Below are 25,296 nucleotides of genomic sequence, written 5' to 3'. Positions count from 1 at the left end.
TCTGATGCGGATTTGGGCGGCGGCGGCTTTGCTGGAAAACGGATGGCAGCGCGATGTCTGCGTCGAAATCGCGGCGGACGGCCGGATTGCGGGCGTTGAGAGCGGCGTTTCGCGGGATGGTGCGGGGGCCGATCGCGCGCTCGAGGTGCTGTTGCCGGCCCCTGGAAATCTCCATTCCCATGCGTTTCAGCGTGCCATGGCGGGCCTGAGCGAGCGGCGCGGCGCGGGTGCCCATGACACCTTCTGGACCTGGCGCGACATCATGTACCGCTTCCTCTCCGGCTTCACGCCGGAGGAGGTCGAGGCGGTTGCTGCCTTCGTTCAGATGGAGATGCTGGAGGCGGGCTACGCCTCGTCCGCCGAGTTCCACTACGTGCACAATCAGGCCGACGGCACGCCCTACGACGACCGGGCCGAACTGTCACAGCGCATCGCTGCTGCCGCAGAGATCTCCGGCGTCGGGCTGACGCTGCTTCCGGTCTATTACGCCGTCGGCGGCCTCGACGGCCGCGATCTCGTCGGCGGACAGCGCCGGTTTCGCTCCGATCTCGACAGTTTTGCCGCGATCCTGGACGGCGCCGACAAAGCCGTCGCGCACTTGCCGGCGGATGCGCGCACCGGCGTCGCGCCGCACTCGCTGCGCGCCGTTCCGCGCGATGCGCTCGCCCGTCTCGTCACCCTGCGGCCCGATGCGCCGCTGCATATGCATATCGCCGAGCAGACCGGCGAGATCGAGGAAGTGGAGGCGGCCTATGGCGCGCGTCCCGTCGACTGGCTCTTTTCCGAGCATTCCGTCGACGCGCGCTGGTGCCTGATCCACTGCACCCATCTGACCGGGGCCGAACGCCGGTCGATCGCCACAAGCGGGGCGGTTGCGGGTCTTTGCCCGATTACAGAATCGAGCCTTGGAGACGGGATCTTCGACGGCGAACGCTTTCTCGCCGATGGCGGAACGCTCGGCATCGGCTCCGATTCCAACATCCGCATCGCGCTCTCCGAAGAGTTGCGCACGCTGGAGTATTCCCAGCGCCTGCGCGACCGTCACCGCGCGATTCTCGCGACCCCCGATGCCTCCTGCGGCCGGCGCCTGTTCGATGCCGCCTGCGCCGGCGGCGCGCGCGCGCTTGGCCGAGAGGCCGGCGCGATTGCGGCTGGAAACTGGGCGGATCTGCTTGCGCTTGACGCAGCGTCGGTTCATTTGGAAGGCCTTGAGGGCGATACGCTTCTCGACGCCTGGATCTTTGCCGGCGACGACCGGCTCGTCAGCGATGTGTGGGCGGCCGGTCGGCATGTGGTGAAGGCGGGCCGTCATGTGCGCCGCGACGAGATCGAGGCCCGCTATCGTCGGGCGATGAACGTCCTGAGGGAGTGTCTTTGACCGCAGCAGCACCCAAATCGCCCGAGGCCTCCGGCGCCCGCGCGCTGACTTCCTTCCGCACGATCAAGACCGAGATCCTGCGCCGGATCCGCGACCGCGTCTGGCAGCCGGGCGAGCTGATCCCGGGCGAGGAGGATCTCGCGCGCGAGTTCGGCTGCGCCCGGGTCACGGTCAACCGGGCGCTGCGCGAACTCGCCCAGATCGGTATCGTGGAGCGCAAGCGGCGCGCCGGAACGCGCATTGCCGAACACCCCTTGCGCGAGGCACGCCTGGAAATCCCGGTGGTGCGGGTCGAGGTCGAGGCGCTGGGCGCGCAATACCGCTTTTCGGTGCTGAGCCGCGAGATCCTGGCCGCGCCCGAGGCGATGCGCGCGCGGCTCGATCTTTCGGGCAAGGTGCGAATGCTGCATCTGCGCTGCCTGCATTTCGCCGACAATCGCCCGTGGCAGTTCGAGGACCGCTGGATCAATCTCGCCGCCGTACCCGACATCGAGGGTGAACGGTTCGACACGATGAGCCCGAACGAGTGGTTGGTGAAGAACGCGCCGTTCTCGGAGATGGAAATCGCGCTCAGCGCCACGGCGGCGACAGCGGAAGACGCGGATCTTCTGGGAATCGCCAAGGGCGACCCGCTGTTCGTCTTCGAGCGCACGACCTGGCTCCTCGACCAACCGCTCACCCACGTGCGCATGCTGCACCGGCCCGACTACCGCATGGTCTCGCGGTTCTGAGGGGCGAGATATGGCGGAGCGCGCCTGGCCTCGGTGCGAAGACCGCCTTGCCGGCTTGATCTGCTCATGCGTCGGCGGCATACTCGTTTACATTATAAACGATCAGACGCGCCCTTGACCTCTTGGCTCTTTCCGTGCGGCTGTATCGATCCGATCCGGGGAGCGCTCCGGTCGCAAATGTGTTCTGGGAGGATCCGCGCATGAACCGCTTGAAATCCGTTGCCCTTGCCGCTGCCGCCTTGTGCGTCGGCATCGCGCCCGCGCTTGCCCAGGAGGTCACGCTGCGCGTGCATCACTTCCTGCCGGCGCCAGCCCCCGTGCCGAAGAACTTCATCACGCCCTGGGCGGAAAAGGTGATGGAAGAGTCCGACGGGCGCATCAAGGTCGAGGTCTATCCGTCGATGCAGCTTGGCGGCGGCCCGCCGGCGCTCTTCGATCAGGCCCGCGACGGCGTGGTCGATATTGTCTGGACGCTTCCCGGCTACACCCCCGGCCGCTTCCCCGGCACCGAGGCCTTCGAGCTTCCCTTCATGCCGGCCAAGGCGGAAGCCACCAGCCAGGCGTTCTGGGATTTCTACGAGAAGTATCTGACCGAGGAATTCAAGGACGTGCATCCGATCGCGCTGCATGTGCACGGGCCGGGCCTCCTGCACGTCAAGGGCGACGGCGTCTCCAAACTTGAGGACATGAAGGGCCTGAAGCTGCGCGGTCCCACGCGCCAGACCAATGCGCTTCTCAATGCGCTTGGCGCGACGCCTGTCGGCATGCCGGTTCCGGCGATGCCCGAGGCGCTGTCCAAGGGCGTGATCGACGGAACCGTCGTGCCGTGGGAAGTGACCACGCCGCTCAAGGTCGCGGAACTCGTTGGCAGCCACACCGACTTCGAGGGGCCGCGCGGGCTTTACACGGCGACCTTCGTTTTCGCCATGAACAAGGCGAAATACGACAGCCTGCCCGACGATCTGAAGGCGGTGATCGACGCCAACAGCGGCCGCGAGATGTCCAAATGGGTCGGCCGCGTGATGGATGAAGGCGACGCGCCGGGGCTCGTTGCGGCGGAAAACGCCGGCAACACCATCCGCAAGCTGCCCGAGGACGAGGTCGCGCGCTGGAAAGCGGCAGCCGACCCCGTTGTCGAGGCCTGGGTCGCCGAGGTGACGGAAAAGGGCTACGACGGGGCGGCTATGGTGGAAGACGCCAAGGCGATGATCTCCAAATACGCCGACGCCAACTGAGGCGGACCGTTTGCATGACGCGCGGGCGGCCGGTTCGGCGCGCCCGCGCATGCAATCGCGAAACGTCCATTGAAAAGCCGTACAAGAAGAGCTGCACAACATGACCGTCGTGATCGCGGGTGCCGGTGTCGCCGGCCTGACGCTCGCCCTGTCTCTCCATCAGGTGGGCATTCCCGTTCGCGTGTTTGAAAGCGTGCGCGAGATCCGGCCGCTTGGCGTCGGCATCAATCTCCAGCCGCATGCGGTGCGCGAGCTCGACGAACTCGGATTGCTTGAGCGGCTCGATGCCATCGGCCTGCGCACGCGCGAGGTCGCCTATTTTTCCACCCACGGCCAGCCGGTCTGGTCGGAGCCGCGCGGCATGACCGCCGGATACGCCTGGCCGCAATTTTCCATCCATCGCGGCAAGCTGCAGATGATGCTGCTCGACGCGGTGCGCGAGCGGCTCGGCCCGGATGCGGTGCGCTGCGGTGCGGCCGTGGCCGCCTGGCGCGACGCGGGCGACGGCGTCGAGATCGATCTCGTCGACCGCACGAGCGGCGAGGGGCTCGGCAGCGTATCGGGATCCGTGTTTGTCGCGGGCGACGGCATTCATTCCTCCACCCGCGCGGCGCTTTACCCCGACGAGGGCCTGCCGGTCTGGGGCGGCATTGTCATGTGGCGCGGCATTACCCGGGGCCCACGGTTTCTCGGAGGGCGGACCATGGCGATGGCCGGCTGCAAGCCGCGCAAGTTCGTCTGCTATCCGATCGAGGACATTGAGCTGGACGACGGGTCGGAAGGCTCGCTGATCAACTGGATCGCCGATCTGAAGTTGCCGGCGGATTATCTGTGGCGGCGCGAGGACTGGAACCGTCCGGGCGACAGGGCGGATTTCCTGCCGAAATTCGAAAACTGGCAGTTCGACTGGCTCGATGTCCCAGCTGTCATCGGTGCCGCCTCGGAGATCTTTGAATATCCGATGGTCGACCGCGACCCGCTCCCACGCTGGACCCATGGGGCAATGACGCTGATGGGCGATGCCGCGCATCCGATGTATCCGATCGGCTCCAACGGCGCGAGCCAGGCCATTCTGGATGCCCGTGTGCTGACCCGCGAACTGCTGGCGCAGGGGGCGGGACCGGCGGCGCTCGCCGCCTATGAGGCCGAGCGCCGCGAGGCGACGGCCAAGATCGTTCTCGCAAACCGTGCCGACGGACCGGACCGGATCCTCGATATCGTCGAGGCGCGCGCGCCCGACGGCTTTGCGCGGATCGACGATGTGCTGACGCATGAAGAGCGCGTCGGCGCTGCCGCCGGGTACAAGCAGGTCGCGGGCTTCAGCGTCGAGGCGCTCAATGCACGCCCGCCGATTGTCCCGGCTCCGGGATGACCCGCTCCGGGCCCGAGGCCGGCAAGACATCCGCCGACGGCGTATCCGCGCCGTTGGACCACGGCTGTCTTGACGAACTCGTCGGCCATCTGCTCCGCCATGCGTTCCTGCGCGGACATCAGGTCTTCGCCGAGGTCTTCGACGGCGACAGCCTCACGCCCCTGCAATTCATGGTGCTTGAGCTTGTCGACAGGAATCCCGGCGTGACCCACCGCGAGGTGGCAGCCGTCATGTCCTGTGCGCCGTCGGTTCTGACAACGGCGCTCAAGCCGCTGGTGGCATCGGGTGCGCTGCTGCGCGAGGGCGTTGCCGGCGACGGCCGGCGCGCGGCCTATCGTCTGTCGCGGGACGGGCGGTCCTGGTTTCAGGATCTGCGTCCGAAGATCTCCCGCGCGGAAAGCGAGCTTCTTTCGGGCCTGGAAGAGACGGATCAGGCGACCTTGCGCGACATGCTCCGCCGCATCGCGGGCCGGTCCGGAGGTCGGCCCGTTTAACGCTTGATTCAGCACACGCTTGAAGGGTGCTCGGCGTTAACCTGATGAAGATTGCCCGCTCTTATTGTTGACACAAGATTCCAAAACCCAACGCATGTTCGCTCTTTTTCCGGTGGACATGACAGTTCGGATCAACTGTGCATGTCTTACGTTCTGTCCTGTATCGCGACCGAACACAATCCGTTCCTGGTCGCGCTTGCCGCGCTCATGTGCGTCGTTGGGTCCTGGATCAGTTTCAGTCTGTTCCGCCGGGCCCGCGATACGCGCGGTTCGACGCGGGCGGGGTGGTTGTTCCTGAATGGCATGGCCTCGGGATCCGCGGTCTGGTGCACGCATTTCATTGCGATCCTCGCCTTTGAAACGCCGCTTAGCCTCGAATTCGATCCTTTGCTGACCATCCTCTCGCTGATGCTGGCCATCGTCGGCACCGGCATCGGCTTCGGACTGGCAAGCAGCGGCTGGGGGCGGTTCGCCCCGGAGGCCGGCGGTCTGTTCGTCGGCGCGGCAATCGCGGGGATGCATTACCTCGGAATGGCCGCCCTGCATGTCGAAGGCTTTGTGGAGTGGAACGTCTCCATGATCGTCGCGTCCGTGGCGCTGGTCGCGGGATTTGGCGTCCTGTCGCTGAACCGCGCGATGCGTCCCGTGACCCGCTGGTGCCATCACGGAGCGGCCTTTTGCTTCTTTCTCGCCGTGGTGACTCTGCATTTCACCGGTGTGGCGGCGCTGACGATCACGCCGCTGGCGCCGGTCAATCCCGGCCATCAGCCGGCGCTGTGGGCGCTTGCCTTCGCGGTTGCGGGCGTTGGAACGCTGGTCATCGGCATGGGGGTGGTGACAGCGCTGATCGACCTGCGCACGCGCGCGCTCGCCGATGCGGACAGGATGCGCTTGTCCACCAGCGATCCCCTGACCGGACTGGGCAATCGGGCCGCATTCAACCGCGTGTTGGAGGACGGCTGCAGCTGGGCGGATGCATCCAACAGCCAGCTCTGCGTCGTGCTCGTCGATTTCGATGATTTCAAGTCGATCAACCAGTTGCGCGGCTACAGCGCTGGCGACGCGTTTCTGACCGCGATTGGGGCGCGGGTCATGGCCGGCCTGCAGCCGGAGGAGTGCGCGATGCGGCTCGGTGGGGACGAGTTCGTCGTCGTCAAGCGACTGACCGATGGCGGCTCCCTTCAAGGCTTCCTGGACCGGTTGCAGGCCCTTTTCACCGACCCTGTCCGCGCGTCGGGGACCGCGCTTTCCTGTCCGGTGTGCATGGGCGTGGCCATCTATCCCGACCACGGCCTGTCCTCCTCGGACCTTCTGGCCAACGTCGGCCTGGCTCTCGCGCGCGCCAAGCAGGACAAGCTCTCGCCGGTGCAATTCTCTGACACGGTGATGGATGCTGCGGAAAAGACACGCCGCACGCTCGGTGTGCTCTTGCGCGGCGTCGTGGAGCGGGGGGAGCTGGTCGTTCAGTACCAACCGCAGTTCGATCTCGAAACCGGTGCGATATCCGGAGCGGAAGCCCTGCTTCGCTGGACCCATCCGGTTCTCGGGCCGGTGTCGCCGGCCGACTTCATTCCGGTTGCGGAGGCAAGTGGCCAGATTGTCGGGATCGGCGAATGGGTGCTGCGCGAAGCGTGCCGACATGCGGCGGCATGGCCGAGCCCGTTCAAGGTTGCCGTCAATCTCTCCGCGGTCCAGTTGCGCCAGGCGAATCTGCCGGAACGTGTTGCCGCAATCCTCAAGGAGACCGGGCTCCCGGCAAGCCGTCTTGAGCTCGAGGTGACGGAAACCTCGCTGATGGCGGATCTCGAGCGCAGCGTCGCCGTCTTGCGCCGTCTTCGCGAGACGGGCGTGTCCATTGCCCTGGACGACTTCGGCACCGGCTACTCCGCCCTGGCCAGCCTGCAGGTGTTTTCCTTCGACCGCCTGAAGCTCGACAAGAGCTTTGCCGGCGATCTCGCGATGTCGAAAGAGGCGCGCGCGATCCTGAAAACGGTGCTGCTGCTGGGCCAGTCGCTGGCGATTCCGGTCCTCGCCGAAGGGGTTGAAACTGAACCGCAGGCCGCGTTTCTGCGCGAGGCAGGATGCCCGAATGTCCAAGGGTTTCTCTATTCGCGACCGATCTCCGACGGAGCGCTTCGCGCCATGATTTTGGCGCAGGACGAGGCCGGACCCCGCGCTGCGGCCCGGCACGCCTGAGGGCCGGTCGTCCCCGCGACCACGGGCCGCCGTCTCGTTTCGAGGGTTTCTCTTGAAAACATGAATTTACTTGTGAAGTTTAGAATGATTCTAAACCATTGATTTTGCTTGTTTTTAAACTTGACTCTAATGGTTATGTAATTGTATTTCCGGGTCATGGCCAATGAGGGCCACCCTTTGATGACGGGACCTTGACCCCCGTTGATTGGAGGCCGGAATGACTGACATGAGCTTTCGTCCTGCAAGCCTTGCGTGCGCGCACGACGAAACGGAACACTTGGTCGTCGAGGGCTTGCGCCGCTGGATCGCGGGTTATCAGACCGGCAGCATCGCCTGCTGGGAGCTGGCCTGGAATCTTTATGCCGCAAAGCTCGGCGTGGCGCGTGCAAGGCCCCTTATGGCGGGGCTTGGCTGTTATGCGCGTGCGCTCAACGGTTATGCCAAATGCGGTTTCTGCCTGCTTCCTTACGATTGCCGGCGCCGGTGTCCGCATGAGGATCTGGCGGTCGGTGTCGTGGCGGCCTGGCAATGCGGCGACCGCGTTGCGGCAAGCGGTATCGTCGAGGAGCTTGTCGTTTCGCCCGGATTGCCGGCAACGCTCGAGGCGGCAGCGCATTTTGCCGACAGTTTGCGCCGGGTCGATCTGACCCTGCCGAACGTCCTGCGGCGCCCGTCCGTCTCGTCGCGTCCGGCGCGCACCCATTCACCGGCAGAAACCCGTCATTGATCGCTTCTCTTTGCCCGGCCGGGGTCGCCGGGCGTCAACCCGAAGGATTTTTCCAGATGAAGACGACCGTAGTGATGGCGGCGCTTGCAGGTCTTGCGCTGTCGGGTGCGGGCTTGGCGCGGGCCGAGGCGCCCGAGCCGGTGCTTGAGACCTATTCCGACATCGCCGCCGCCGCCTACGCGGACGCGCTGGCAACCGCCGGGACCCTGTCCGGCAAGATCGACGCGCTTGTTGAAGCGCCGTCCGACGAAACCCTTGCGGATGCGCGCGCGGCCTGGATCGCGGCGCGCCGACCCTATCAGCAGACTGAGGTGTATCGTTTCGGCAATGCGCTCGTGGACGCCTGGGAGGGCAAGGTCAATGCCTGGCCGCTGGACGAGGGCCTGATCGACTATGTCGATGCCGGCTACGGCAATGAGTCGCCCGAGAACGCTTTCTACACGGCCAATGTGATCGCCAATCCGACCCTCAAGCTCGGCGGCCGCACGATCGACGCAAGCGCAATCACACCGGCACTTCTGGCAGAGGAGTTGCAGGAAGCGGGCGGCATCGAGGCGAATGTTGCGACCGGCTACCATGCCATCGAGTTCCTCTTGTGGGGACAGGATGTCAACGGCACCGGTGCCGGCGCAGGCAACCGCCCGGCAACCGATTTCGATCCCGACAATTGCACGGGTGGCAACTGCGAGCGCCGTGCGGCCTATCTCAAGGCCGCAACCGATCTGCTGATCGACGATCTCGCCGAAATGGCCGAGGCCTGGACGGCGGGCGGCGCGGCGCGGGCCGATCTTGCGGCCAAGGGGCCCGAGGGCGGTCTCGCCACGATCCTCACCGGGATGGGCTCGCTCAGCTACGGCGAACTGGCGGGCGAGCGCATCAAGCTCGGCCTGATGCTGCACGACCCGGAGGAAGAGCACGACTGCTTCTCCGACAACACGCATATGTCGCATCTCGACGATGTCGTCGGCATGCGCAATGTGTGGCTTGGCACCTACAGCGGCTTTGCAACCGGCTCGGTCGAGGGTGCGTCGCTGCGCGATTACGTGGCCGAAGGCGACCCGGCGCTTGCCGACGAGATGACGGCCAAGCTGGACGCGACGCTTGCCGCCTTCGAGGCGATGCGTGCGCGGGCTGAGACCGTCGAGGCCTACGACCAGATGATCGGCGAAGGCAATGACGAGGGCAATGCCGTCGTTCAGGCCGGTGTCGACGCGTTGGTCGCGCAGACCCGCACCATCGAGAAGGTGGTGACGGCGCTTGATCTCGGTGCGGTCGCCTTTGAAGGGTCCGACAGCCTCGATAATCCGGGCGTTGTCTTCCAGTAAGCCTTACCCCGTGCAGTGGGCGCTGGACGGAGCGCCCACTGCACGCCTGTCTCGGCCGCGCGCTTGGGGAGGGGGCGGCATCAAGGTGTTTTGATGATGATCCGATCACGAATCCGGGCTGCAACCGGTGTGCTTCTGGTTGCCGCCCTGCCGGCGTTTGCGGGCGATGCAGATCCTCTGCCGCATCGCGACGATCTGTCGAAACAGGACCGTGCCCGCGTCGCGCGCGTGCTTGTGCCGCCTGCGGACCCGGGCGCGCCGGAACCCTATGAAGACATGCCGGGAGGAGCTGCAACCTCGCGCAAGCGGTTGAATGCCAACGCTTTCTCCTTCCCTTCCGCCAATCTCTCGTTCTCCGGGCAGCGTGACTTCGCGTTGGGAAACGGGTTGTTTGAAAAGTTTTGGGTGTCGTCGCCGGCTTCGACCCGTGCTTCCGACGGCTTGGGGCCGCTTTACAATGCGCGCTCCTGCCAGGGGTGCCATCTGAAGGACGGGCGCGGGTTCCCGCCGGACGCGGGCGAGGATCCGGTCGCGCTGTTTCTGCGTCTCTCCGTGCCGCCGGGGGAGGCGGACGACCGCGACCGGCTGGAAAGCGGAGCGGATCTCGTTCTGCCGGAGCCGACCTATGGCACCCAGTTCCAGACCTTCGCCGTTCCCGGCCTTTCGGCGGAAGGGCGGCTGGAGATTGACTACACGCAAAAGCCGGTGCGCCTTGATGACGGCACCGAAGTGATGCTTCGGGTGCCGGACTACACGATCGCGGAGCTCGCTTACGGGCCGATGCAGTCCGACGTGATGATCTCGCCGCGCGTGGCCCCGCCGATGATCGGACTCGGTCTGCTGGAAGCGATCCACCCCGGAGATATTCTGGCGCTGGCCGACCCGCACGATGCGGACGGCGACGGCATCTCGGGTCGGCCGAGCTGGCTTGGCAAGGGCGGTGACGACAAGCGGGCGCTCGGCCGTTTCGGCTGGAAGGCGTCGGCGCCGAGCGTGCGCGCGCAATCCGCCGGCGCTTTCGCCGGAGACATCGGCATTTCGACCCCCGATGTACCGCGCCCGCATGGCGACTGCACCGCGCGCCAGACAGCCTGTCTCGACATGCCGACCGGCGAACAGGCGGACCTCGGGGAATCCGAGGCCCCGGACCCGGTGCTGGAGCTGGTCGATTTCTACGCCAGAAACCTCGCCGTGCCGGCGCGGCGGGACGCTCGCGATCCCGAGGTTCTCGCCGGAAAAGGCGTGTTTGCGGATCTCGGATGCAACACATGTCATAATCCGAAATATGTTACATCCCGTGCGGCCGCCCAGCCCGAACACAGGTTCCAGCTTGTCTGGCCCTATACCGATCTCCTGCTGCATGACATGGGCGAGGGGCTTGCGGATCATCGTCCCGCCGGCAGTGCCAATGGGCGCGAGTGGCGCACCCCGCCACTGTGGGGCATTGGCCTCACGGAGCTTGTCGGCGGCCGCGAGGCCTATCTTCACGACGGGCGCGCCCGCACGCTGGAGGAAGCGATCCTCTGGCATGGCGGCGAGGGGCAGGCCGCGCGCGACGGATATGCGGCGCTCGTGAAAGAGGACAGGGAGCGGCTGTTGCGCTTTCTCGGCTCGCTGTGAACCTCGGCGGATTTGACCCTGTACATTGGCCCGACCCGACGCGCTGGCCCGACCCGACACGCTGGCCCGACCCGACACGAAGGAAGGTTATCCGCATGCGATCTGTGACGACCACGCGTTTCGTTGCCTTTTTCGTCTGGCTTGCAATCGGTGTCGCCGGTCCGGTCGCGGCTGCAGACAAGGCGTCCCCCGAACCGGCGAAGCCGGATTTTTCGACGTTGGTGCCGAGGCTGGTGAGCGACCATGCCGTGCCGGTCGCGCGGGATCTCGCGGCGCGGCTTGTCGTTTTGCGCGAACGTATCGACGCACTGTGCGCCGAAACGCCCGCTAACGACGCGGCGCGCGCCTTCGATGCGGCTTTCGGCGAAGCCGTTGCGGCCCATGGCCGGCTATTCGTGCTCCGCTTCGGGGCGCTTGCCGAGGAGACGCGGCTGGAGCGGCTGGCCTTCGTGCCCGACCGGCGCGGCGTTGTCCGTCGTCAGGTGACGCGGCTTCTCGCCGATCCCGACCCGTCCGCCACCGATGTCGCGACGCTTCGCGACAAGAGCGTCGCGCTCCAGGGCCTTTCCGGGCTGGAATGGATTGCCTATGCAGCGGACGGGTCTGTCGGTCTTGGTGACCGCGACGCGGGGCGGGCGTTCCGTTGTGCCTATGCCGGAGCGATTGCGGAGCGGACGGCGCGGCTCGCCGGCGAAATCGTCGAGGCCTATCGTGCGCCCAGCGGCCAGACCGCCCTGCTGCTCGCGCCAGGACCCGACAACGCGCTGGCGCAGGATGCGCATGCGGCGGCCGGGTTTGCCTTCCACCAGATCGTGACAAGCCTGACCCTGGTATCCGATCAGGTGCTTGCGCCGGTGCTGGAGGAGGGACCGCCCGCCGCGCGCGCCGCGCGGGCGCCGTTTGCGCGCTCGCATCATGCGCTCTTGCATCTTCGCGCGGCCCTTGGCGGCATCGAGACCGCCCTGCGCACCGCGGGTTTTGCGACAATGGACGCGGATGCAGCCTGGATCGGCGACACAATGGCGTTCGAGACGAAGAACGCGGTCGCCGCGCTTGAGGCCCTGCCGTCCGGTCTGGCGGCAGCCCTTGCCGATCCCGAGCAGCGGGCGAAGCTTGCTTATGTCGCGCTCATCCTGGACGGACTGGAACGCACGGTTGGCGGGGAGCTGGCCGGCCATCTCGGCTTCCAGGGAGGCTTCAATGCGCTCGATGGAGATTGACCGGCGGCATCTTCTTCGTCACCTGCTGTCGGGGATAGGCGCGGCGGGGCTTGCCGGTTCAGCGGCGGGCGGTTTGCGCGCGGCCGGGATCGCGGCCGGGATCGCGGATGGAGAGCCGCTCTATGTCGCCGCAAGGCGAGAGGCGGACGGGTCGCACGCCGTTGCCGTCGTCGGGCTCGACGGGCTGGACCGGATGGTCGTTCCCCTGCCCGGGCGGGGCCATGATGTGACCGTGTGCCGGGCGACCGGCCGCTGCCTCGCCTTCGCGCGGCGTCCGGGAACCTTCGCCGTGGTGTTCGATCCCGCCGGCGGTGCTGTGCCTGCCGCCTTTGCCGCCGTGCCCGGCCGGCACTTCTACGGGCACGGCGCCTTTTCCCCCGACGGGCGGCTCGCCTATGCGACCGAAAACGACTATGCGGCCCTGCGCGGGGTCATCGGCGTCTATGACGTGTCGGGAGACAGGCCGCGCCGGATCGGCGAATTCGACAGCGGCGGCATCGGTCCGCACGACATCCTGCCGATGCCGGACGGCCGCACGCTGGTTGTGGCGAACGGCGGCATCGCCACCCATCCCGACACAGGACGCGAGAAGCTCAATCTCGACGACATGCATCCGAACATCGCGCTGATCGACAGCACGACGGGCGCGCTTCTCGGCACGGTGGACGGAGAGGCCGGGCTGAGCCGGCTCTCCCTTCGCCATATGGATGTCGGGGCGGATTCGCGCGTGTGGATCGGCGGTCAGTACCAGGGCGCTTCGAGCGAAACCCCGCCGCTGATGGCTTCGTTCGACCCGGGCGAGGGACGCTTGCGCATGCATGACATCCCCGACGACTTGCGGCCGGGGCTGCAGAATTACATCGGCTCGGTGACGCTCAACCGCGATGGCAGCGTGGTTGCCGCGTCCTGTCCGCGTGGCGGGCGGGTGCTATACTTTTCCGCGCGTGACGGCGCGTTTCTGGCAAGCCAGACCCGGCGGGACGCCTGCGGCCTGGCGCCGCTCGATGCCCGTTCGTTTCTGGTCTCGGACGGCGGGGGCGCGCTTCTGGAAAGCGCCCGCCCGGACCGCTCGCCGCTGCTGGTGGCCGCGCGCGCCGGCATCGCCTGGGACAATCACCTGGTCGCATTGGCGCCGGCGGGCTGACCGTCTCAGCCGATATCGGTGAAGTCGATTTCAGCCATGAGATCGCCGGCGAGATCCTCCAGCGCCTGTGAAAGCGCGTCGGTTTCAAGGTCGACGGGGAGAACCACGTCGAGCTCGGCGCGGAACATCCGCTCGCCGCTCATCGATCCGGCATAGATCTCGGTCGACAGGTTGGTGATGCTGACCGAGTGCTCGGCGAGCGCCGCCGACAGGGCCTGGACGATGCCGGAATGGTCCTGACACATCACGGCGATCCGGGCCGCCTGTCCGTGCGATTCGCGGTCGGTCTCGCCGCGTTTGACGGTGATGTTCAGGCCATCGCCGGCAAGTGCTGCGAGCCCGCTCTCGAGAGCGGCGACCCGGGCGTCGGGCGCTTCCACCCGCACGATGCCGGCAAACTCGCCCGCCAGACGCGCCATGGAACTCTCGATCCAGTTTCCGTCATGGGCTGCGACAACATCGGCGATCCGGCGCACGAGGCCGGGCCGGTCGTCGGCAATGACGGTCAGGACGAGTGAAACTGTCGACATGGTGCGTCTCCCCTTGTGTTTTGCGGGAAGACTAGAACATCGGGCGCAACAGTGGGAACCGGTTTTCGGGTCAATGCGCTGCGCGGAACAAGCTGTGCCTCCTACGACGCCTCGCGCCGTGCCGGTGCCGTCTTGGAACCGATTGCGACCGTGTAGAGCCTTTCCGCAATTGCGGACAGCCGGTTCAGCACCTTCAGCGGCACCCTGGCCAGCGTCGGGATGACCCTGTGGCAGAAGGCGACTTTTCGCACGTAGCTGGGAACATGCCATTCGAACCATGTGTAGGCGGGGAAATAGGCGGTGTCGCCCGCGTGCAACTCGCGGACCTCGCCGTCGGGCCCGGTGACGGTGACACTGCCTTCGAGGATGAAGACGGCTTCGTCGCAGCCAAAGTACCAGTTGAAGCGCCCGGCCGTGCAGTCCCAAACCGCCATCGTCGCCGCCGCATCGGCGCCTTCCGCGATCTGCATGACGCGCGCCTGCGGCTGACCTTCCAGGATCCAGTCCGGATCGATAGGGGCGTCGGAGAGCGCGAGCGTGTCGAGACGCGCATGGATCAGACCGGCCGCCGTGCGGGCGCTCGAAGGAAGGTGTGTCGGTTGCCCGTTTGCGGTCAGCATTGGCGGCGGGTCCCTCTCGAGGTGAACAGACCCTGCACGTTAGACGGGAAAGGGTGAAAATCCGGTTTCCCGGATCGCTGCAATTGTACCGAGCCGACGGACAGGGGCCAACCGGTGTCGTATTTCGCGCTTGATGGCCGCTGCTGCCTCAACTAGCGTGCGCGGCCTGGGAACACTTCCCTTCGACGGCGTCCCGCAAGGGGCTGAAAACGAGTCCGGTGGCGACCGACCCAATTCGGGGGTCCACTCCGGAGCTGTCCGACCGGTGACCCGGCTTGCACGCGATGCGCGCGACCGGATGTGCGGCCGGCCGACCTGTTTCCAGTCTCCCCGGCTCAGCACCGTTTGAGGGTCCATGCCGCAATGCGCCCCTGCGTTACGCAAGGGTCGACGAGGGAGCCTTTTGAGATGAAACCCGTATTTGCCTCAGGTGTCGTTCTGGCACAGCTTGTCGCCGGCACGACCGCCGCGGCCGCTCATGGCGGACATGTCGGCGAGCTTGCCGGCCATGCGCATTGGGTTGGCATCGCCGCCGTGGCGGCAGCCGCGGCGCTTGCCGCCGGTGTGGCACTGGCGGGCCGCAGGCGTTGCGGCGAATCGCACGCCGCATCGAAGGCCGACGTGGGCGCGACGCCGGAAGAGGGGACAGTTTGATGGCCGATGCATTGATGGACCCGGCGCAGAACGGCGAGAAGCTCGGCCTGATGATCTGCGGTCATGGAAGCCGCAATCGCGGAGCGGTGCAGGAGTTCGCGCAGCTCGCCGAAGGCCTGCGCACCCGTTTTCCCGAATGGCCGGTGGAATACGGCTACCTCGAGTTTGCCAATCCGGTGATCAAGGATGGGCTGGACAAGCTGCGCGATCAGGGATGCACCCGCATCCTTGCCGTGCCGGGCATGCTGTTTGCGGCCGGACACGCGAAGAACGACATTCCCTCCGTCCTCAACACCTATCAGGCGCAGAACCCGGGCGTGACCATCGACTACGGACGCGAGCTGGCCGTCGACCCGCGGATGATCCGGGCCGCCGGCGCGCGCATCCAGGAAGCGCTCGATGCCAGCAACAGCGATGTTCCGCTGCATGAAACGCTGCTGATGGTGGTGGGACGCGGCGCCTCCGATCCGGATGCCAATTCCAACGTCGCAAAGATCACCCGCATGCTGTGGGAAGGCTTCGGCTTCGGCTGGGCGGAGACCTGTTATTCCGGCGTGACCTTCCCGCTTGTCGAACCGGGGCTGGAGCATGCCGCCAAGCTCGGCTATCGCCGCATCGTCGTCTTTCCGTATTTCCTGTTCTCCGGCGTTCTGGTGTCGCGCATCTACAACCGCACGGACGACGTGGCGGCACGTCATCCGGAGATCGAATTCCTCAAGGCCGGCTATCTGAACGACCATCCGCAGGTGATCGACACGATGGCGGACCGGGTGCGCGAGATCCTTCAGGGATCGAACCTGATGAACTGCCAGATGTGCAAATACCGCGAACAGGTGCTCGGTTTCGAGGAGGACATCGGTCGCGCCCAGGAAAGCCATCACCATCACGTCGAGGGACTTGGCGCGGAAGCCGAATGCCAGCTGTGTGACGTGACCTGCACCGGCGCCTGCGAGGCGGACCCGCGGGAGCACCACCATCATCACCATCATGGCGATGGCCACGACCATCATCACGATCACGACGGCCATGGCCACGATCATCACCACCCGGTTTACCCGCATGCGGATCATCCCCTGGGACCCAAGTCGATGAGGCGCGACGGGTGAGCAAGACGCCTGCCGGCAGCTACGGTTACGAACGCGATCCGGCGGCGATCTATCGCCAGTCCTTTGCCATCGTGCGCGCCGAAGCCGATCTCGATGCCGTGCCGCCGGAGCTTCATCCGGCGGCGATCCGCATTATCCATGCCTGCGGCATGCCCGAGGTGGTGGCCGATCTCGCGTGGAGCGAGGGCGTCGCGCAGGCGGTCGCGCGCGCGCTTGCGAAAGGCGCGCCCGTGTTCGCCGACGTGCGCATGGTGACCGAAGGGATCATCGCCAGCCGCCTGCCGGCGGACAATGAGGTGATCTGCACGCTCAACGACGCGCGCGTGCCGGACCTTGCCAGGCAACTCGCAACGACACGGTCCGCCGCGGCGGTCGAATTGTGGCGCGCGCGCCTCGACGGCGCCGTCGTCGTGATCGGCAATGCGCCGACGGCTCTGTTTCATCTTCTGGAACGGCTCGGCGACTGGGATGTCCGACCTGCCGCGATCCTCGGCTTTGCGGTCGGTTTCGTCGGCGCGGCGGAATCGAAGGACGCGCTTGCCGGAAATCCCTTCGACGTTCCCTATCTGGTTCTGCGGGGCCGGCGTGGCGGCTCGGCGATTGCCGCTGCCGCGCTCAACGCGCTGGCCGGTGGCGTGCCGGAGGAGGCCGCACCGTGAGCGAGATCGCTGCGCAAGGCGCCGACGGACAGCGCGCACCCTGGCTGACGCTGATCGGTATTGGAGAAGACGGCTGGGATGGCCTGTCGCAGCTGGCGCGCGCCGCCTTGCGCGATACCGCGAGGGTCTTTGGCGGTGCCCGCCATGCCAGGCTTCTGGCCGTCAACGGCATCGAGGTCACACCGTGGCCGTCCCCCTTTCACGAAGGACTGGAGATGCTGCTTTCGGCGCGCGGCACGCCGACGGTGGTTCTCGCCAGCGGCGATCCCATGTGGTTTGGCATCGGGGCAACGCTTGCGCGTCGCCTGCCCTTGGGCGAGATGACGATCCTGCCGGGCCGGTCCTCCCTGTCACTTGCCGCGTCCCGTCTTGGCTGGCCGCTGCAGGACGTCGAGATCGTGTCGCTGCACGGACGCGCCATCGACAGTTTGCGCGCGCATCTCTTTCCCGGCGCCCGTTTGCTGTGCCTGACCTCCAACGGGGCTGCGGTCGAGGCGATTGCCGATCTTCTGGCCGACGAGGGCTATGGTGCAAGCCGGCTCAGCGTCCTGGAGCATCTGGGTGGCCCGCGTGAGCGCATCGTCACCGGTACGGCGGAGAGCTGGGACGATGCGGTCGCCGATCTTAACGTGCTGGCAATCGAGGCACGAGCTGTGCGCGACACGCCCTTGCGCGTGCGGGTTCCGGGTCTGCCGGACGATGCCTTCCGCCACGACGGCAAGATCACCAAGCGCGAGGTGCGTGCCGTCACGCTCGCCCGTCTCGCGCCGGTTCCCGGCGCGCGGCTGTGGGACATCGGCGCGGGGTCCGGCGCGGTTTCCATCGAATGGCTGCGCGCTGCGCGCGGAGCCTCGGCCATCGCACTGGAACCCAATGACGAGCGTCGTGCCGTGGCGCTGGCCAATGCGGCCGCCCTTGGCACGCCGCAGCTCGATCTGCGCAATGCCTCCGCGCCCGAAGGGCTCGACGGACTGGAGCCGCCCGATGCCGTCTTCCTCGGTGGCGGCCTGACGGCGCCGGGGATTGTCGATGCCGTCTTCGAGGCGCTTGTTCCCGGCGGCCGGCTCGTCGCCAATGCGGTGACGCTGGAAAGCGAGGCGGTGCTTCTCGCGGCCCACGCGCGGCTGGGCGGGGAACTGACGCGCATTGCCATTTCCCGTGCAAGCCCCGTCGGCGGCCTGACCGGCTGGCGTCCCCTGATGCCTGTCACCCAATGGAGCCTGGTGAAACCGTGAGCGATGCCCCCATATCCGCGAAGCGCTCCGGCGGAACGCTTTACGGCGTCGGTCTGGGACCCGGCGATCCGGAATTGATGACGCTGAAGGCGCATCGTCTGATCTCCGACGCGCGGGTCATCGCCTATCCGGCGCCGGACGACGGTCAGAGTTTCGCGCGGTCGATCGCAGCCGACGCGATCCGTGCCGACGCGCGCGAGATCCCCATCGTGGTGCCGATGCGCGTCGAGCGCTTTCCCGCACAGGCCGTCTACGACAAGGCGGCGGAGGAGATCGGCGCGGCTCTCGACAACGGCCACGACGTGGTGACGCTCTGCGAGGGCGACCCCTTCTTCTACGGGTCCTTCATGTATCTGTTCGAGCGGCTGTCGCCTCGTTTTGCCTGCGAGATCGTGCCGGGCGTGACCTCTCTGACCGCCTGCGCCGCACGGCTCAAGCGTCCGCTGACTGCGCGCAACGACGTTCTTACGGTGATCCCGGGGCCGCTGCCGGACGAGGAGATCCGCCCGCGCATCGCGGCGGCGGGTGCCGTGGCGATCATGAAGGTCGGCCGCCATCTCGACCGCCTGACCCGCCTGCTCGACGACATGGGACTTCTCGCCCATGCCGGTTACGCGGAGCGCGCGACACTATCCAACGAGCAGGTCCTGCCGCTCGCCGACGTCCGGGGCGCCTCCGCCCCCTATTTTTCCATGATCCTGATCTACAAGGGAGATGAAGCGTGGATGCTTCCGCCGCAATCCTCGTCCTGACGCCGGCTGCCGAGGCGACCGCGCGCCGGGTGGCGGCCGCGTTGCCCGGCGCAACGCTGCATGGACTTGCCCACCGGGTGCCGGGGCTGGACGTTTCCTTCGCCGAGACGCTCAATCATATCCGCGTGCTTTATCAGGCCGGCACGCCGATCATCGGCGTCTGTGCCTCCGGGATTCTGATCCGCGCACTGGCGGCGGTGATTTCCGACAAGCGGCTGGAACCGCCGGTGCTTGCGGTCTCCGAGGAGGGCGCAAGCGTCATCCCGTTGCTTGGCGGGCACCGTGGGGCGAATTCGCTGGCACGCCAGGTCGCGGAAGCGCTCGATGGACACGCGGCGATCACCACCGCCGGCGACACGGCGCTGGGGATCGCGCTGGATTCTCCACCGGCCGGATGGTGGCTTGCCAATCCCGAGCACGCCAAGGGCTTCATGGCGGACCTTCTGGCAGGCAGCGCGGTGCGGCTTGAGGGCGACGCGGACTGGATCGCGCGCTCGCGGCTCGCGATATCGGACAAGGCGGATCTGACCATTGCCCTCACCGAGGAACGGCGCGTGCCGGACGCCCGGACGCTGGTCTATCACCCGCGTCGTCTTGCGGTTGGCGTGGGCTGTGCGCGCGGGTGTGCGCCGGACGAACTTGTCACGCTGGTGCGCGAGACGCTTGCAGCCGAAGGGCTGGCGGAAGGGGCCGTGGCGCTCGTTACAACCCTGGATCTGAAGGCGGACGAGCCGGCGATGAACGCGCTCGCCGCTGCGCTTGGCGTTCCCTTGCGCGTCTTCGACGCGGCGACGCTGGAGGCGGAAACGCCGCGGCTGAAAACGCCCTCCGACGTGGTCTTCGCCGAGGTCGGCTGCCATGGCGTGAGCGAGGGCGCGGCCCTTGCCGCAGTCGGTTCGCAAGGCGCCCTTCGCGTTGCCAAGCGCAAGACGGCAAATGCGACGGTGGCGGTTGCCCAGTCGCCCGTGCCCCTGAAGTCCCCCGAAATCGGCCGTGCGCGCGGTCGGCTGTCGGTGATCGGCATCGGTCCCGGACGCGACGACTGGCGCACGCCGCAATCCTCGCGTCTTCTGGCGGAGGCTGACGAGATCGTCGGCTATTCGCTGTATCTCGATCTCGTCGCCCCCCTCATTCAGGGCAAGCCACGCCACGCTTTTCCGCTTGGCGCGGAGGAAGAACGCGTGCGTTTCGCGCTGGAACGCGCCGGTGAGGGGCGGTCGGTCGCCCTCGTTTCGTCGGGCGATGCCGGCATTTACGCCATGGGAGCGCTGGTCTTCGAACTGCTCGACAGGCCGCAAGCCGACGGCGGTGTCTCGGATGCCGCACGGCGCATCGAGGTGATCAACGCGCCGGGCATTTCCGCGCTTCAGGCGGTTTCGGCGCTGATCGGCGCGCCGCTCGGCCATGACTTCTGCACCATCTCGCTCTCCGATCTTCTCACCCCCTGGGAGGCCATCGAGCAGCGGCTCAAGGCGGCAGCACGGGGCGATTTCGTCATCGCCTTCTACAATCCCGTCTCCAAGCGCCGCCGCACCCAGCTGGCGGCTGCCCGCGAGATCCTTTTGGCGCACAGGCCCGCCGATACACCCGTGGTGCTCGGGATCAATCTGGGGCGCGAGGGCGAGACCGTGCGGGTCACCACGCTGGAGGCGCTCACCGTCGACGAGGTCGACATGCTGACCACGGTTCTGGTCGGCTCTTCCGCATCGCGCGCGGTGATGACGGGTGCCGGCAAACCCTTCGTCTACACGCCGCGCGGCTACGCCAAGCGCATCGAGGAAAAGCTATGACCGTTCATTTCATTGGCGCGGGTCCGGGCGATCCGGATCTCATCACCGTGCGCGGCCTTCGCCTGATCCAGAGCTGCCCGGTCTGCCTCTATGCCGGCTCTCTTGTGCCGGAAGCGGTTGTCGAGGCGGCACCCGAAGGCGCGCGCGTGATCGACACCGCGCCGATGACGCTCGACGAGATCATGGCGGAAATCGAGGCGGCGCACGCGCGGGGCGAAGATGTCGCCCGCGTGCATTCCGGCGACCCCTCGCTCTATGGCGCAATCGCCGAGCAGATCCGGCGTCTCAGGGCCAAGGACATTCCCTTCGACGTGACCCCCGGCGTGCCGGCCTTCGCGGCGGCTGCCGCAGCCTTGGGTCAGGAACTGACCGTCCCGGAAATCGCCCAGACGGTGATCCTGACCCGCACGGCGATGAAATCCTCCGCCATGCCCGAAGGCGAGGATCTGGAGACGCTGGGTCGCTCGGGCGCGACGCTTGCGATCCATTTGTCGATCCGTAACCTGCGCGAGATCGAACGCCAGCTCGCGCCCCTTTACGGCGCCGATTGCCCGGTTGTGGTCGCCTATCGCGTCGGCTGGCCGGATCAGGCCTTCATCCACGGCACGCTCACCGACATTCGCGACAAGGTGCGCGAGGCCAAGCTCACCCGAACGGCGCTGATCTTCGTCGGTCGTGCGCTCGAACCCGCCGCCGACTTCCGCGACAGCGCGCTCTATCACGCCGACCACGTCCATGTGCTGCGCCCCAAGCGCAAGGCAAAGAGCTGATATTCCAGCCGAATTTGCACAAGCCACCAGTCTTCTCCTAGGATCGGGCATCCGATCCGAAGGAGGACTGCCATGTCGCCGGAAAATCCGTTGCTCACGCGCGCCATTTCGCTCGGGCATGACAAGTCGAAGATCACCGAATTTTACGACGAGTGGGCGAAGGCCTACGATCACGACATTGTCGACATCATCGGCTATGTCGGTCATCGCGTGACGGCGGAGGCGCTTGTGTCGCGCGTGTCGGGCGATGCGGAAATCCTCGATGCCGGTTGCGGCACCGGGCTCGTGGCGCTCGAACTGAAAAAGCGCAATGCCGCCCTGCGCATCGACGGCATCGACCTCACGCAGGGCATGCTCGACGAGGCCGCCCGGACGGGAGCCTATCGGCGGCTCCTTCCCGGCGACCTGACGGCGACACTTCCCCTTTCCGACAAGTCCTATGACGGCATCGTCAGCGCCGGCGTCTTCACAAACGGTCATGTCGGGCCGGAAGGGATCGACGAACTGGTGCGCGTCGCCCGGCCCGGGGCGCCGATCGTGCTCACCGTGCGCGACACCGCCTGGGAGGCGGACGGCTTCGATGTTCATATCCGCGATCTCGAACGGGCGGGCGCGATCCGGCTGCGCGAGATCAAGCACAGTCCCTATCACGCCCATGAAGGGATGCTTTGCCGTTTGTGCACACTGGATGCAGTGTAAAACAGGCGGCATCCGCGCGCCGATTTGTAATTTCTTTCAATATTTCCTAGGCTTGGATTACATCAGCCAAAGGAGAGACACGCCATGGAGCCGGAAAACCCGCTCTTGAAACGCGCCTATGCCCTGGATGGCAACGCCCGCGAGATCCGCGCGCTCTACCGCGACTGGGCCGGGAGCTACGAGGCCGACACGATCGAGGGCATGGGCTATGTCGCGCCGCACCAGGCGGCAAAAGCCTTGTCCGAAAAGCTAGACACGGACGCGCTCGTCCTCGACGCCGGTTGCGGAACGGGCCTCGTCGGTGAGGCGCTGACCCGGCATGACATCGCCGGTCTGGTGATCGACGGCCTCGATCTCAGCCCCGGCATGCTGGAGCAGGCGGCGGAGAAGAATGTTTACCGCAAGCTCTCTGAAGCCGACCTGACCAAGCCGCTCGATATGCCCGCCGACAGCTACGACGGCGTCGTCAGCGTCGGCGTCTTTACCAGCGGCCATGTCGGTCCGCAGGCGATGGACGAACTGGCCCGCGTCGCGCGGCCCGGCGCGCCGGTTATCGTGACGGTGCATGAAAAGGTCTGGGGTCCCGACGGATATGCCGATCACCTGAAGGCGATGGAGGCAAAGGGGCGGGTTCGCGTGCGCGACATTCGCGACGCCGCCTACCACGAAAAGGAAGGCTACACCTGCAAGCTCTGCGTGCTGGAGGCCGCCTGACAGCGGTTTGTCGCGTGGTGACGGCACCCCCGAACTGCGTCATCGCGTGGCGATGAGATTTCGAAACACTGTCATCGCGCGGCGATGACATGGGCAAAGGAGCCCATGACGTTGCCCGCCCTCAGCCCCATGTCGGCAAGGGGCGACCCGGTCGCATCGCGCGCGGAAAAAAGCCGCTCCGCCGCCCCCTCGTGGGTGGTCGTCGCATAGTGGAACTCATGCGCCGAGAGCGGCCCGGCGAAGGGCGTTGCGCCAATTGGCGTCAGCACCCGATAGCCGAGGTGCAGCTTGCGTGTCGCGAAGCTCGTTTCCAGCGGCAGAAGTCCGGCCATGGCATGACGGTTGCCGTCGGCATCGGTCAGGCCCTGCCCGAGGGTCATGTACCCCCCGCACTCGCCAAAGACGAGCGCGCCTCGGGCGGCCGCCGACCGCAGGCCGTCGAGACATCGCGTGGCAGCGGCAAGCTGCCCGGCGTGCAGTTCGGGATAGCCGCCAGGCAGATAGACGGCATCGGCATCGGGCGACGGTGCCTCATCGCCCATGGGCGAAAAGAACGTCAGCTCCGCGCCGGCCGCGCGCCAGCCGTCGAGCAGGTGCGGATAGCAAAAGGCGAAGGCGACATCGCGCGCGACGGCGATCCTCTGCCCGAGCGGGGGCAGCCCGGGCTGGGGGGATGACCTGCCGAGCGGCGCGGCGAGGTCCGTCAGCGCCGACAGGTCGAGATGGCGCGCGCACAGCGCCGCCGCCTGATCGAGAAACGCGGCGAGATCCGCGTGTTCTTCGGCCTGGACCAGTCCCAGATGCCGTTCCGGGAGGGAAAGGGCGCGGTCGCGCGGCAGGGCACCCAGCACGGGGATGCCGAGCGGGTCGAGTGCCGTGCGCAGCATTGCCTCGTGGCGGGGACTGCCGATGCGGTTCAGGATCAGACCCGCGATCAGGATATCGTCCCGGTGATCGCGAAAACCGCGCACCAGGGCTGCGATGGATTGTGCCTGTTTCGCGCAATCGACGACGAGCACGACAGGCAGTGCGAGGATCGTGGCGAGATCGGCGGCGGAGCCGCTGCCGTCGGCGGCGCCGTCGAACAGCCCCATGGCGCCTTCCACCAGCAGGAGGTCGGCGGTGTCCGCCTGTCGGGAGGCAAGCCCCCGAATCCCGTCGGCCTGCATCGCCCAGGCATCGAGATTGACGCAAGGCCGCCCGCTGGCGGCCTCATGGAACTTCGGATCGATGTAGTCCGGGCCGGATTTGGCGGAGGCGACGCGCAGTCCCGCGTTTTTCAGCGCGCGCAGCAGCGCGAGCGTCAGCGTCGTCTTGCCGGCGCCGGAACCCGGTGCCGCGATCAGCAGGCCGCCCGGCGCGCTCATCCGGTCTCTGATGTCTGCCTGAGATCGAGCGGGTCGGCGTTGAGGCTGCGGCCTTGAGCCGCCCCCAGCCAGTCGAGCCCGGCGCGCAGGCGCACGACCTCGCCGACGCAGACGATGGCCGGCGGTTCCAGGGTGGCCTCCGCCGCATCCTCTGCCGCGCGCGCAAGCGTTGTTTCCAGCACCTTCTGGTTGGTCAGCGTGCCGTTGCAGACGATGGCCACCGGTTCGTCGGCGCGCCGTCCGGCGTCGAGCAGGTTCCGGGCGATCTGCGCCAGATGCTTCATCGCCATATACATGACGATCACCGGAGATCCCCTGGCGATGGCATCCCAGTCGATTGCGGACGGGGCGAGGCCCGTCTGGTCGTGGCCGGTGAGGAAGGTGACCGCCTGGTTGGTGTCGCGATGCGTGGCGGGGATGCCGGCATAGGCCAGCCCGCCGATCCCGGCGGTGACGCCCGGGATGATGCGAAACGGCACGCCGGCGCCAACGAGCGTCAGCGCTTCCTCGCCACCGCGTCCGAAGACGAAGGGATCGCCGCCCTTCAGCCGGAGCACCCGGTGACCGGCTTGTGCATACTCGATCAGCTTGAGCGAGATGTCGCGTTGCTTCGGGCTCGGCTTGCCGCCGCGTTTGCCGGCATAGTCGATGATCGCGCCGGGCTTGGCGAGGTCGAGAATGCTGGTGTCGACGAGCGCGTCGTAGACAATGACGTCGGCATGGCGCAACCCGTTGAGCACATGCAGCGTCAAGAGGCCGGGATCGCCCGGCCCGGCGCCGGCCAGCCACACCCATCCGGCCTCGAAATCGGGGAGGCGCAGCCGGGACGGATCAAGGCCGTCGGTGAGATCGTTGGGCGTCGTTGTCATGTCCCCCCGGTTTTACGACGCGTGTGCGCTCGCGCCAAGGTCAACTTGCGTCGTCTGTTATTGAAATCGCGACCCTGGCGCCCTTTGCC

The 25,296-nt window shown here is 66.8% G+C and carries 24 protein-coding genes; 20 read left to right on the top strand and 4 right to left on the bottom strand.

Translation table 11 applies throughout. The features are described from left to right. Window position 1: 1 nt before the first annotated feature. The 11 genes from G572_RS0105750 to G572_RS0105700 all read left to right on the top strand — a co-directional run bounded on the left by G572_RS0105750 (window position 2) and on the right by G572_RS0105700 (window position 13,442). Window positions 2-1,378: a formimidoylglutamate deiminase gene (locus G572_RS0105750; protein ID WP_029057660.1), complete on the top strand. Its 1,377-nt coding sequence runs from the start codon at window positions 2-4 to the stop codon at window positions 1,376-1,378. Continuing rightward, window positions 1,375-2,109 (top strand): histidine utilization transcriptional repressor HutC, encoded by a 735-nt coding sequence (locus G572_RS0105745; RefSeq protein WP_084649909.1) that lies wholly within the window; start codon window positions 1,375-1,377, stop codon window positions 2,107-2,109. The genes G572_RS0105750 and G572_RS0105745 overlap by 4 nt, the downstream gene beginning before the upstream one ends. Before the next feature lie 200 nt (window positions 2,110-2,309). Continuing rightward, entirely contained in the window at window positions 2,310-3,344 is a 1,035-nt protein-coding gene (locus G572_RS0105740; RefSeq protein WP_029057658.1) for a TRAP transporter substrate-binding protein, read from the top strand. Window positions 3,345-3,444: 100 nt separating this feature from the next. After that, a complete protein-coding gene (locus G572_RS0105735) occupies window positions 3,445-4,716 on the top strand; it encodes a flavin-dependent oxidoreductase (protein ID WP_029057657.1) in 1,272 nt (423 codons plus the stop codon). Next, on the top strand, window positions 4,713-5,210 hold the full coding sequence (locus tag G572_RS0105730; protein WP_029057656.1) for a MarR family winged helix-turn-helix transcriptional regulator: 498 nt from the start codon (window positions 4,713-4,715) through the stop codon (window positions 5,208-5,210). Before G572_RS0105735 ends, G572_RS0105730 begins: the two co-directional genes overlap by 4 nt. Before the next feature lie 141 nt (window positions 5,211-5,351). After that, window positions 5,352-7,406, top strand: coding sequence for a putative bifunctional diguanylate cyclase/phosphodiesterase (locus G572_RS0105725; protein WP_029057655.1), 2,055 nt, complete (start codon window positions 5,352-5,354; stop codon window positions 7,404-7,406). Between the two features lie 217 nt (window positions 7,407-7,623). After that, window positions 7,624-8,133 (top strand): hypothetical protein, encoded by a 510-nt coding sequence (locus tag G572_RS25350; RefSeq protein WP_156884491.1) that lies wholly within the window; start codon window positions 7,624-7,626, stop codon window positions 8,131-8,133. 56 nt (window positions 8,134-8,189) lie between these two features. Continuing rightward, window positions 8,190-9,458: an imelysin family protein gene (locus G572_RS0105715; protein WP_029057654.1), complete on the top strand. Its 1,269-nt coding sequence runs from the start codon at window positions 8,190-8,192 to the stop codon at window positions 9,456-9,458. A gap of 93 nt (window positions 9,459-9,551) precedes the next feature. Continuing rightward, entirely contained in the window at window positions 9,552-11,078 is a 1,527-nt protein-coding gene (locus G572_RS0105710; protein WP_051241708.1) for a di-heme oxidoreductase family protein, read from the top strand. Window positions 11,079-11,173: 95 nt separating this feature from the next. After that, the gene (locus G572_RS22685; protein ID WP_084649908.1) at window positions 11,174-12,298 is read left to right on the top strand and encodes an imelysin family protein; all 1,125 of its coding nucleotides are present in this window, start codon (window positions 11,174-11,176) and stop codon (window positions 12,296-12,298) included. After that, window positions 12,279-13,442: a DUF1513 domain-containing protein gene (locus G572_RS0105700; protein ID WP_029057652.1), complete on the top strand. Its 1,164-nt coding sequence runs from the start codon at window positions 12,279-12,281 to the stop codon at window positions 13,440-13,442. Before G572_RS22685 ends, G572_RS0105700 begins: the two co-directional genes overlap by 20 nt. Window positions 13,443-13,447: 5 nt before the next feature. On the opposite strand, the gene G572_RS0105695 is transcribed toward G572_RS0105700, so the two are convergent. Together G572_RS0105695 and G572_RS22680 are read right to left on the bottom strand one after the other, a co-directional pair. After that, entirely contained in the window at window positions 13,448-13,972 is a 525-nt protein-coding gene (locus tag G572_RS0105695) for a glycine cleavage system transcriptional repressor (RefSeq protein ID WP_029057651.1), read from the bottom strand. Window positions 13,973-14,073: 101 nt separating this feature from the next. After that, on the bottom strand, window positions 14,074-14,592 hold the full coding sequence (locus G572_RS22680; RefSeq protein ID WP_051241702.1) for a cupin domain-containing protein: 519 nt from the start codon (window positions 14,590-14,592) through the stop codon (window positions 14,074-14,076). 408 nt (window positions 14,593-15,000) lie between these two features. Between G572_RS22680 and G572_RS0105685 the strand changes: the two genes are divergently transcribed. The 9 genes from G572_RS0105685 (at window position 15,001) to G572_RS0105645 (ending at window position 22,971) form a co-directional block, all read left to right on the top strand. After that, window positions 15,001-15,246, top strand: coding sequence for a DUF6732 family protein (locus G572_RS0105685; RefSeq protein WP_029057650.1), 246 nt, complete (start codon window positions 15,001-15,003; stop codon window positions 15,244-15,246). Further along, window positions 15,246-16,352, top strand: a complete 1,107-nt coding sequence (locus G572_RS0105680; RefSeq protein ID WP_245566160.1) for a sirohydrochlorin chelatase — start codon at window positions 15,246-15,248, stop codon at window positions 16,350-16,352. Before G572_RS0105685 ends, G572_RS0105680 begins: the two co-directional genes overlap by 1 nt. Then, the gene (locus G572_RS0105675) at window positions 16,349-17,011 is read left to right on the top strand and encodes a precorrin-8X methylmutase (protein WP_029057648.1); all 663 of its coding nucleotides are present in this window, start codon (window positions 16,349-16,351) and stop codon (window positions 17,009-17,011) included. Before G572_RS0105680 ends, G572_RS0105675 begins: the two co-directional genes overlap by 4 nt. Then, window positions 17,008-18,246 (top strand): bifunctional cobalt-precorrin-7 (C(5))-methyltransferase/cobalt-precorrin-6B (C(15))-methyltransferase, encoded by a 1,239-nt coding sequence (locus G572_RS0105670; protein WP_037545927.1) that lies wholly within the window; start codon window positions 17,008-17,010, stop codon window positions 18,244-18,246. Before G572_RS0105675 ends, G572_RS0105670 begins: the two co-directional genes overlap by 4 nt. Then, window positions 18,243-18,998, top strand: coding sequence for a precorrin-2 C(20)-methyltransferase (gene cobI / locus G572_RS0105665; RefSeq protein ID WP_281168752.1), 756 nt, complete (start codon window positions 18,243-18,245; stop codon window positions 18,996-18,998). Before G572_RS0105670 ends, cobI begins: the two co-directional genes overlap by 4 nt. Further along, window positions 18,968-20,788: a precorrin-3B C(17)-methyltransferase gene (gene cobJ, locus G572_RS0105660; protein ID WP_029057645.1), complete on the top strand. Its 1,821-nt coding sequence runs from the start codon at window positions 18,968-18,970 to the stop codon at window positions 20,786-20,788. Before cobI ends, cobJ begins: the two co-directional genes overlap by 31 nt. Continuing rightward, window positions 20,785-21,558 carry a precorrin-4 C(11)-methyltransferase gene (cobM, locus tag G572_RS0105655; RefSeq protein WP_029057644.1) on the top strand — a complete coding sequence of 258 codons (774 nt, stop codon included), beginning with the start codon at window positions 20,785-20,787 and terminating at the stop codon, window positions 21,556-21,558. The genes cobJ and cobM overlap by 4 nt, the downstream gene beginning before the upstream one ends. 72 nt (window positions 21,559-21,630) lie before the next feature. Continuing rightward, the gene (locus G572_RS0105650; protein WP_029057643.1) at window positions 21,631-22,257 is read left to right on the top strand and encodes a class I SAM-dependent DNA methyltransferase; all 627 of its coding nucleotides are present in this window, start codon (window positions 21,631-21,633) and stop codon (window positions 22,255-22,257) included. 84 nt (window positions 22,258-22,341) lie between these two features. Then, on the top strand, window positions 22,342-22,971 hold the full coding sequence (locus tag G572_RS0105645; protein WP_029057642.1) for a class I SAM-dependent DNA methyltransferase: 630 nt from the start codon (window positions 22,342-22,344) through the stop codon (window positions 22,969-22,971). 71 nt (window positions 22,972-23,042) lie between these two features. Here the strand turns inward: G572_RS0105645 and G572_RS0105640 are convergent, their stop codons facing one another. Next, entirely contained in the window at window positions 23,043-24,338 is a 1,296-nt protein-coding gene (locus G572_RS0105640) for a cobyrinic acid a,c-diamide synthase CobB (RefSeq protein WP_029057641.1), read from the bottom strand. Then, window positions 24,335-25,207: a uroporphyrinogen-III C-methyltransferase gene (gene cobA, locus G572_RS22675; protein ID WP_051241700.1), complete on the bottom strand. Its 873-nt coding sequence runs from the start codon at window positions 25,205-25,207 to the stop codon at window positions 24,335-24,337. The genes G572_RS0105640 and cobA overlap by 4 nt, the downstream gene beginning before the upstream one ends. Window positions 25,208-25,296 lie beyond the last annotated feature (89 nt).

The organism is Stappia stellulata DSM 5886, from assembly GCF_000423705.1.
GTDB lineage: Bacteria > Pseudomonadota > Alphaproteobacteria > Rhizobiales > Stappiaceae > Stappia > Stappia stellulata.
This window is presented reverse-complemented; position numbering and strand designations above follow the sequence as displayed.

Coding starts and splice junctions, on each gene's coding strand:
- G572_RS0105695 (WP_029057651.1), bottom strand. CDS start 13,972: ATGTCGACAGTTTCACTCGTCCTGACCGTCATTGCCGACGACCGGCCC.
- G572_RS0105700 (WP_029057652.1), top strand. CDS start 12,279: ATGCGCTCGATGGAGATTGACCGGCGGCATCTTCTTCGTCACCTGCTG.
- G572_RS0105640 (WP_029057641.1), bottom strand. CDS start 24,338: ATGAGCGCGCCGGGCGGCCTGCTGATCGCGGCACCGGGTTCCGGCGCC.
- G572_RS0105645 (WP_029057642.1), top strand. CDS start 22,342: ATGGAGCCGGAAAACCCGCTCTTGAAACGCGCCTATGCCCTGGATGGC.
- G572_RS0105685 (WP_029057650.1), top strand. CDS start 15,001: ATGAAACCCGTATTTGCCTCAGGTGTCGTTCTGGCACAGCTTGTCGCC.
- G572_RS0105740 (WP_029057658.1), top strand. CDS start 2,310: ATGAACCGCTTGAAATCCGTTGCCCTTGCCGCTGCCGCCTTGTGCGTC.
- G572_RS0105735 (WP_029057657.1), top strand. CDS start 3,445: ATGACCGTCGTGATCGCGGGTGCCGGTGTCGCCGGCCTGACGCTCGCC.
- cobM (WP_029057644.1), top strand. CDS start 20,785: ATGACCGTTCATTTCATTGGCGCGGGTCCGGGCGATCCGGATCTCATC.
- G572_RS0105725 (WP_029057655.1), top strand. CDS start 5,352: ATGTCTTACGTTCTGTCCTGTATCGCGACCGAACACAATCCGTTCCTG.
- cobA (WP_051241700.1), bottom strand. CDS start 25,207: ATGACAACGACGCCCAACGATCTCACCGACGGCCTTGATCCGTCCCGG.
- G572_RS0105710 (WP_051241708.1), top strand. CDS start 9,552: ATGATGATCCGATCACGAATCCGGGCTGCAACCGGTGTGCTTCTGGTT.
- G572_RS0105650 (WP_029057643.1), top strand. CDS start 21,631: ATGTCGCCGGAAAATCCGTTGCTCACGCGCGCCATTTCGCTCGGGCAT.
- G572_RS25350 (WP_156884491.1), top strand. CDS start 7,624: ATGACTGACATGAGCTTTCGTCCTGCAAGCCTTGCGTGCGCGCACGAC.
- G572_RS22685 (WP_084649908.1), top strand. CDS start 11,174: ATGCGATCTGTGACGACCACGCGTTTCGTTGCCTTTTTCGTCTGGCTT.
- G572_RS0105715 (WP_029057654.1), top strand. CDS start 8,190: ATGAAGACGACCGTAGTGATGGCGGCGCTTGCAGGTCTTGCGCTGTCG.
- G572_RS0105680 (WP_245566160.1), top strand. CDS start 15,246: ATGGCCGATGCATTGATGGACCCGGCGCAGAACGGCGAGAAGCTCGGC.
- G572_RS0105730 (WP_029057656.1), top strand. CDS start 4,713: ATGACCCGCTCCGGGCCCGAGGCCGGCAAGACATCCGCCGACGGCGTA.
- G572_RS22680 (WP_051241702.1), bottom strand. CDS start 14,592: ATGCTGACCGCAAACGGGCAACCGACACACCTTCCTTCGAGCGCCCGC.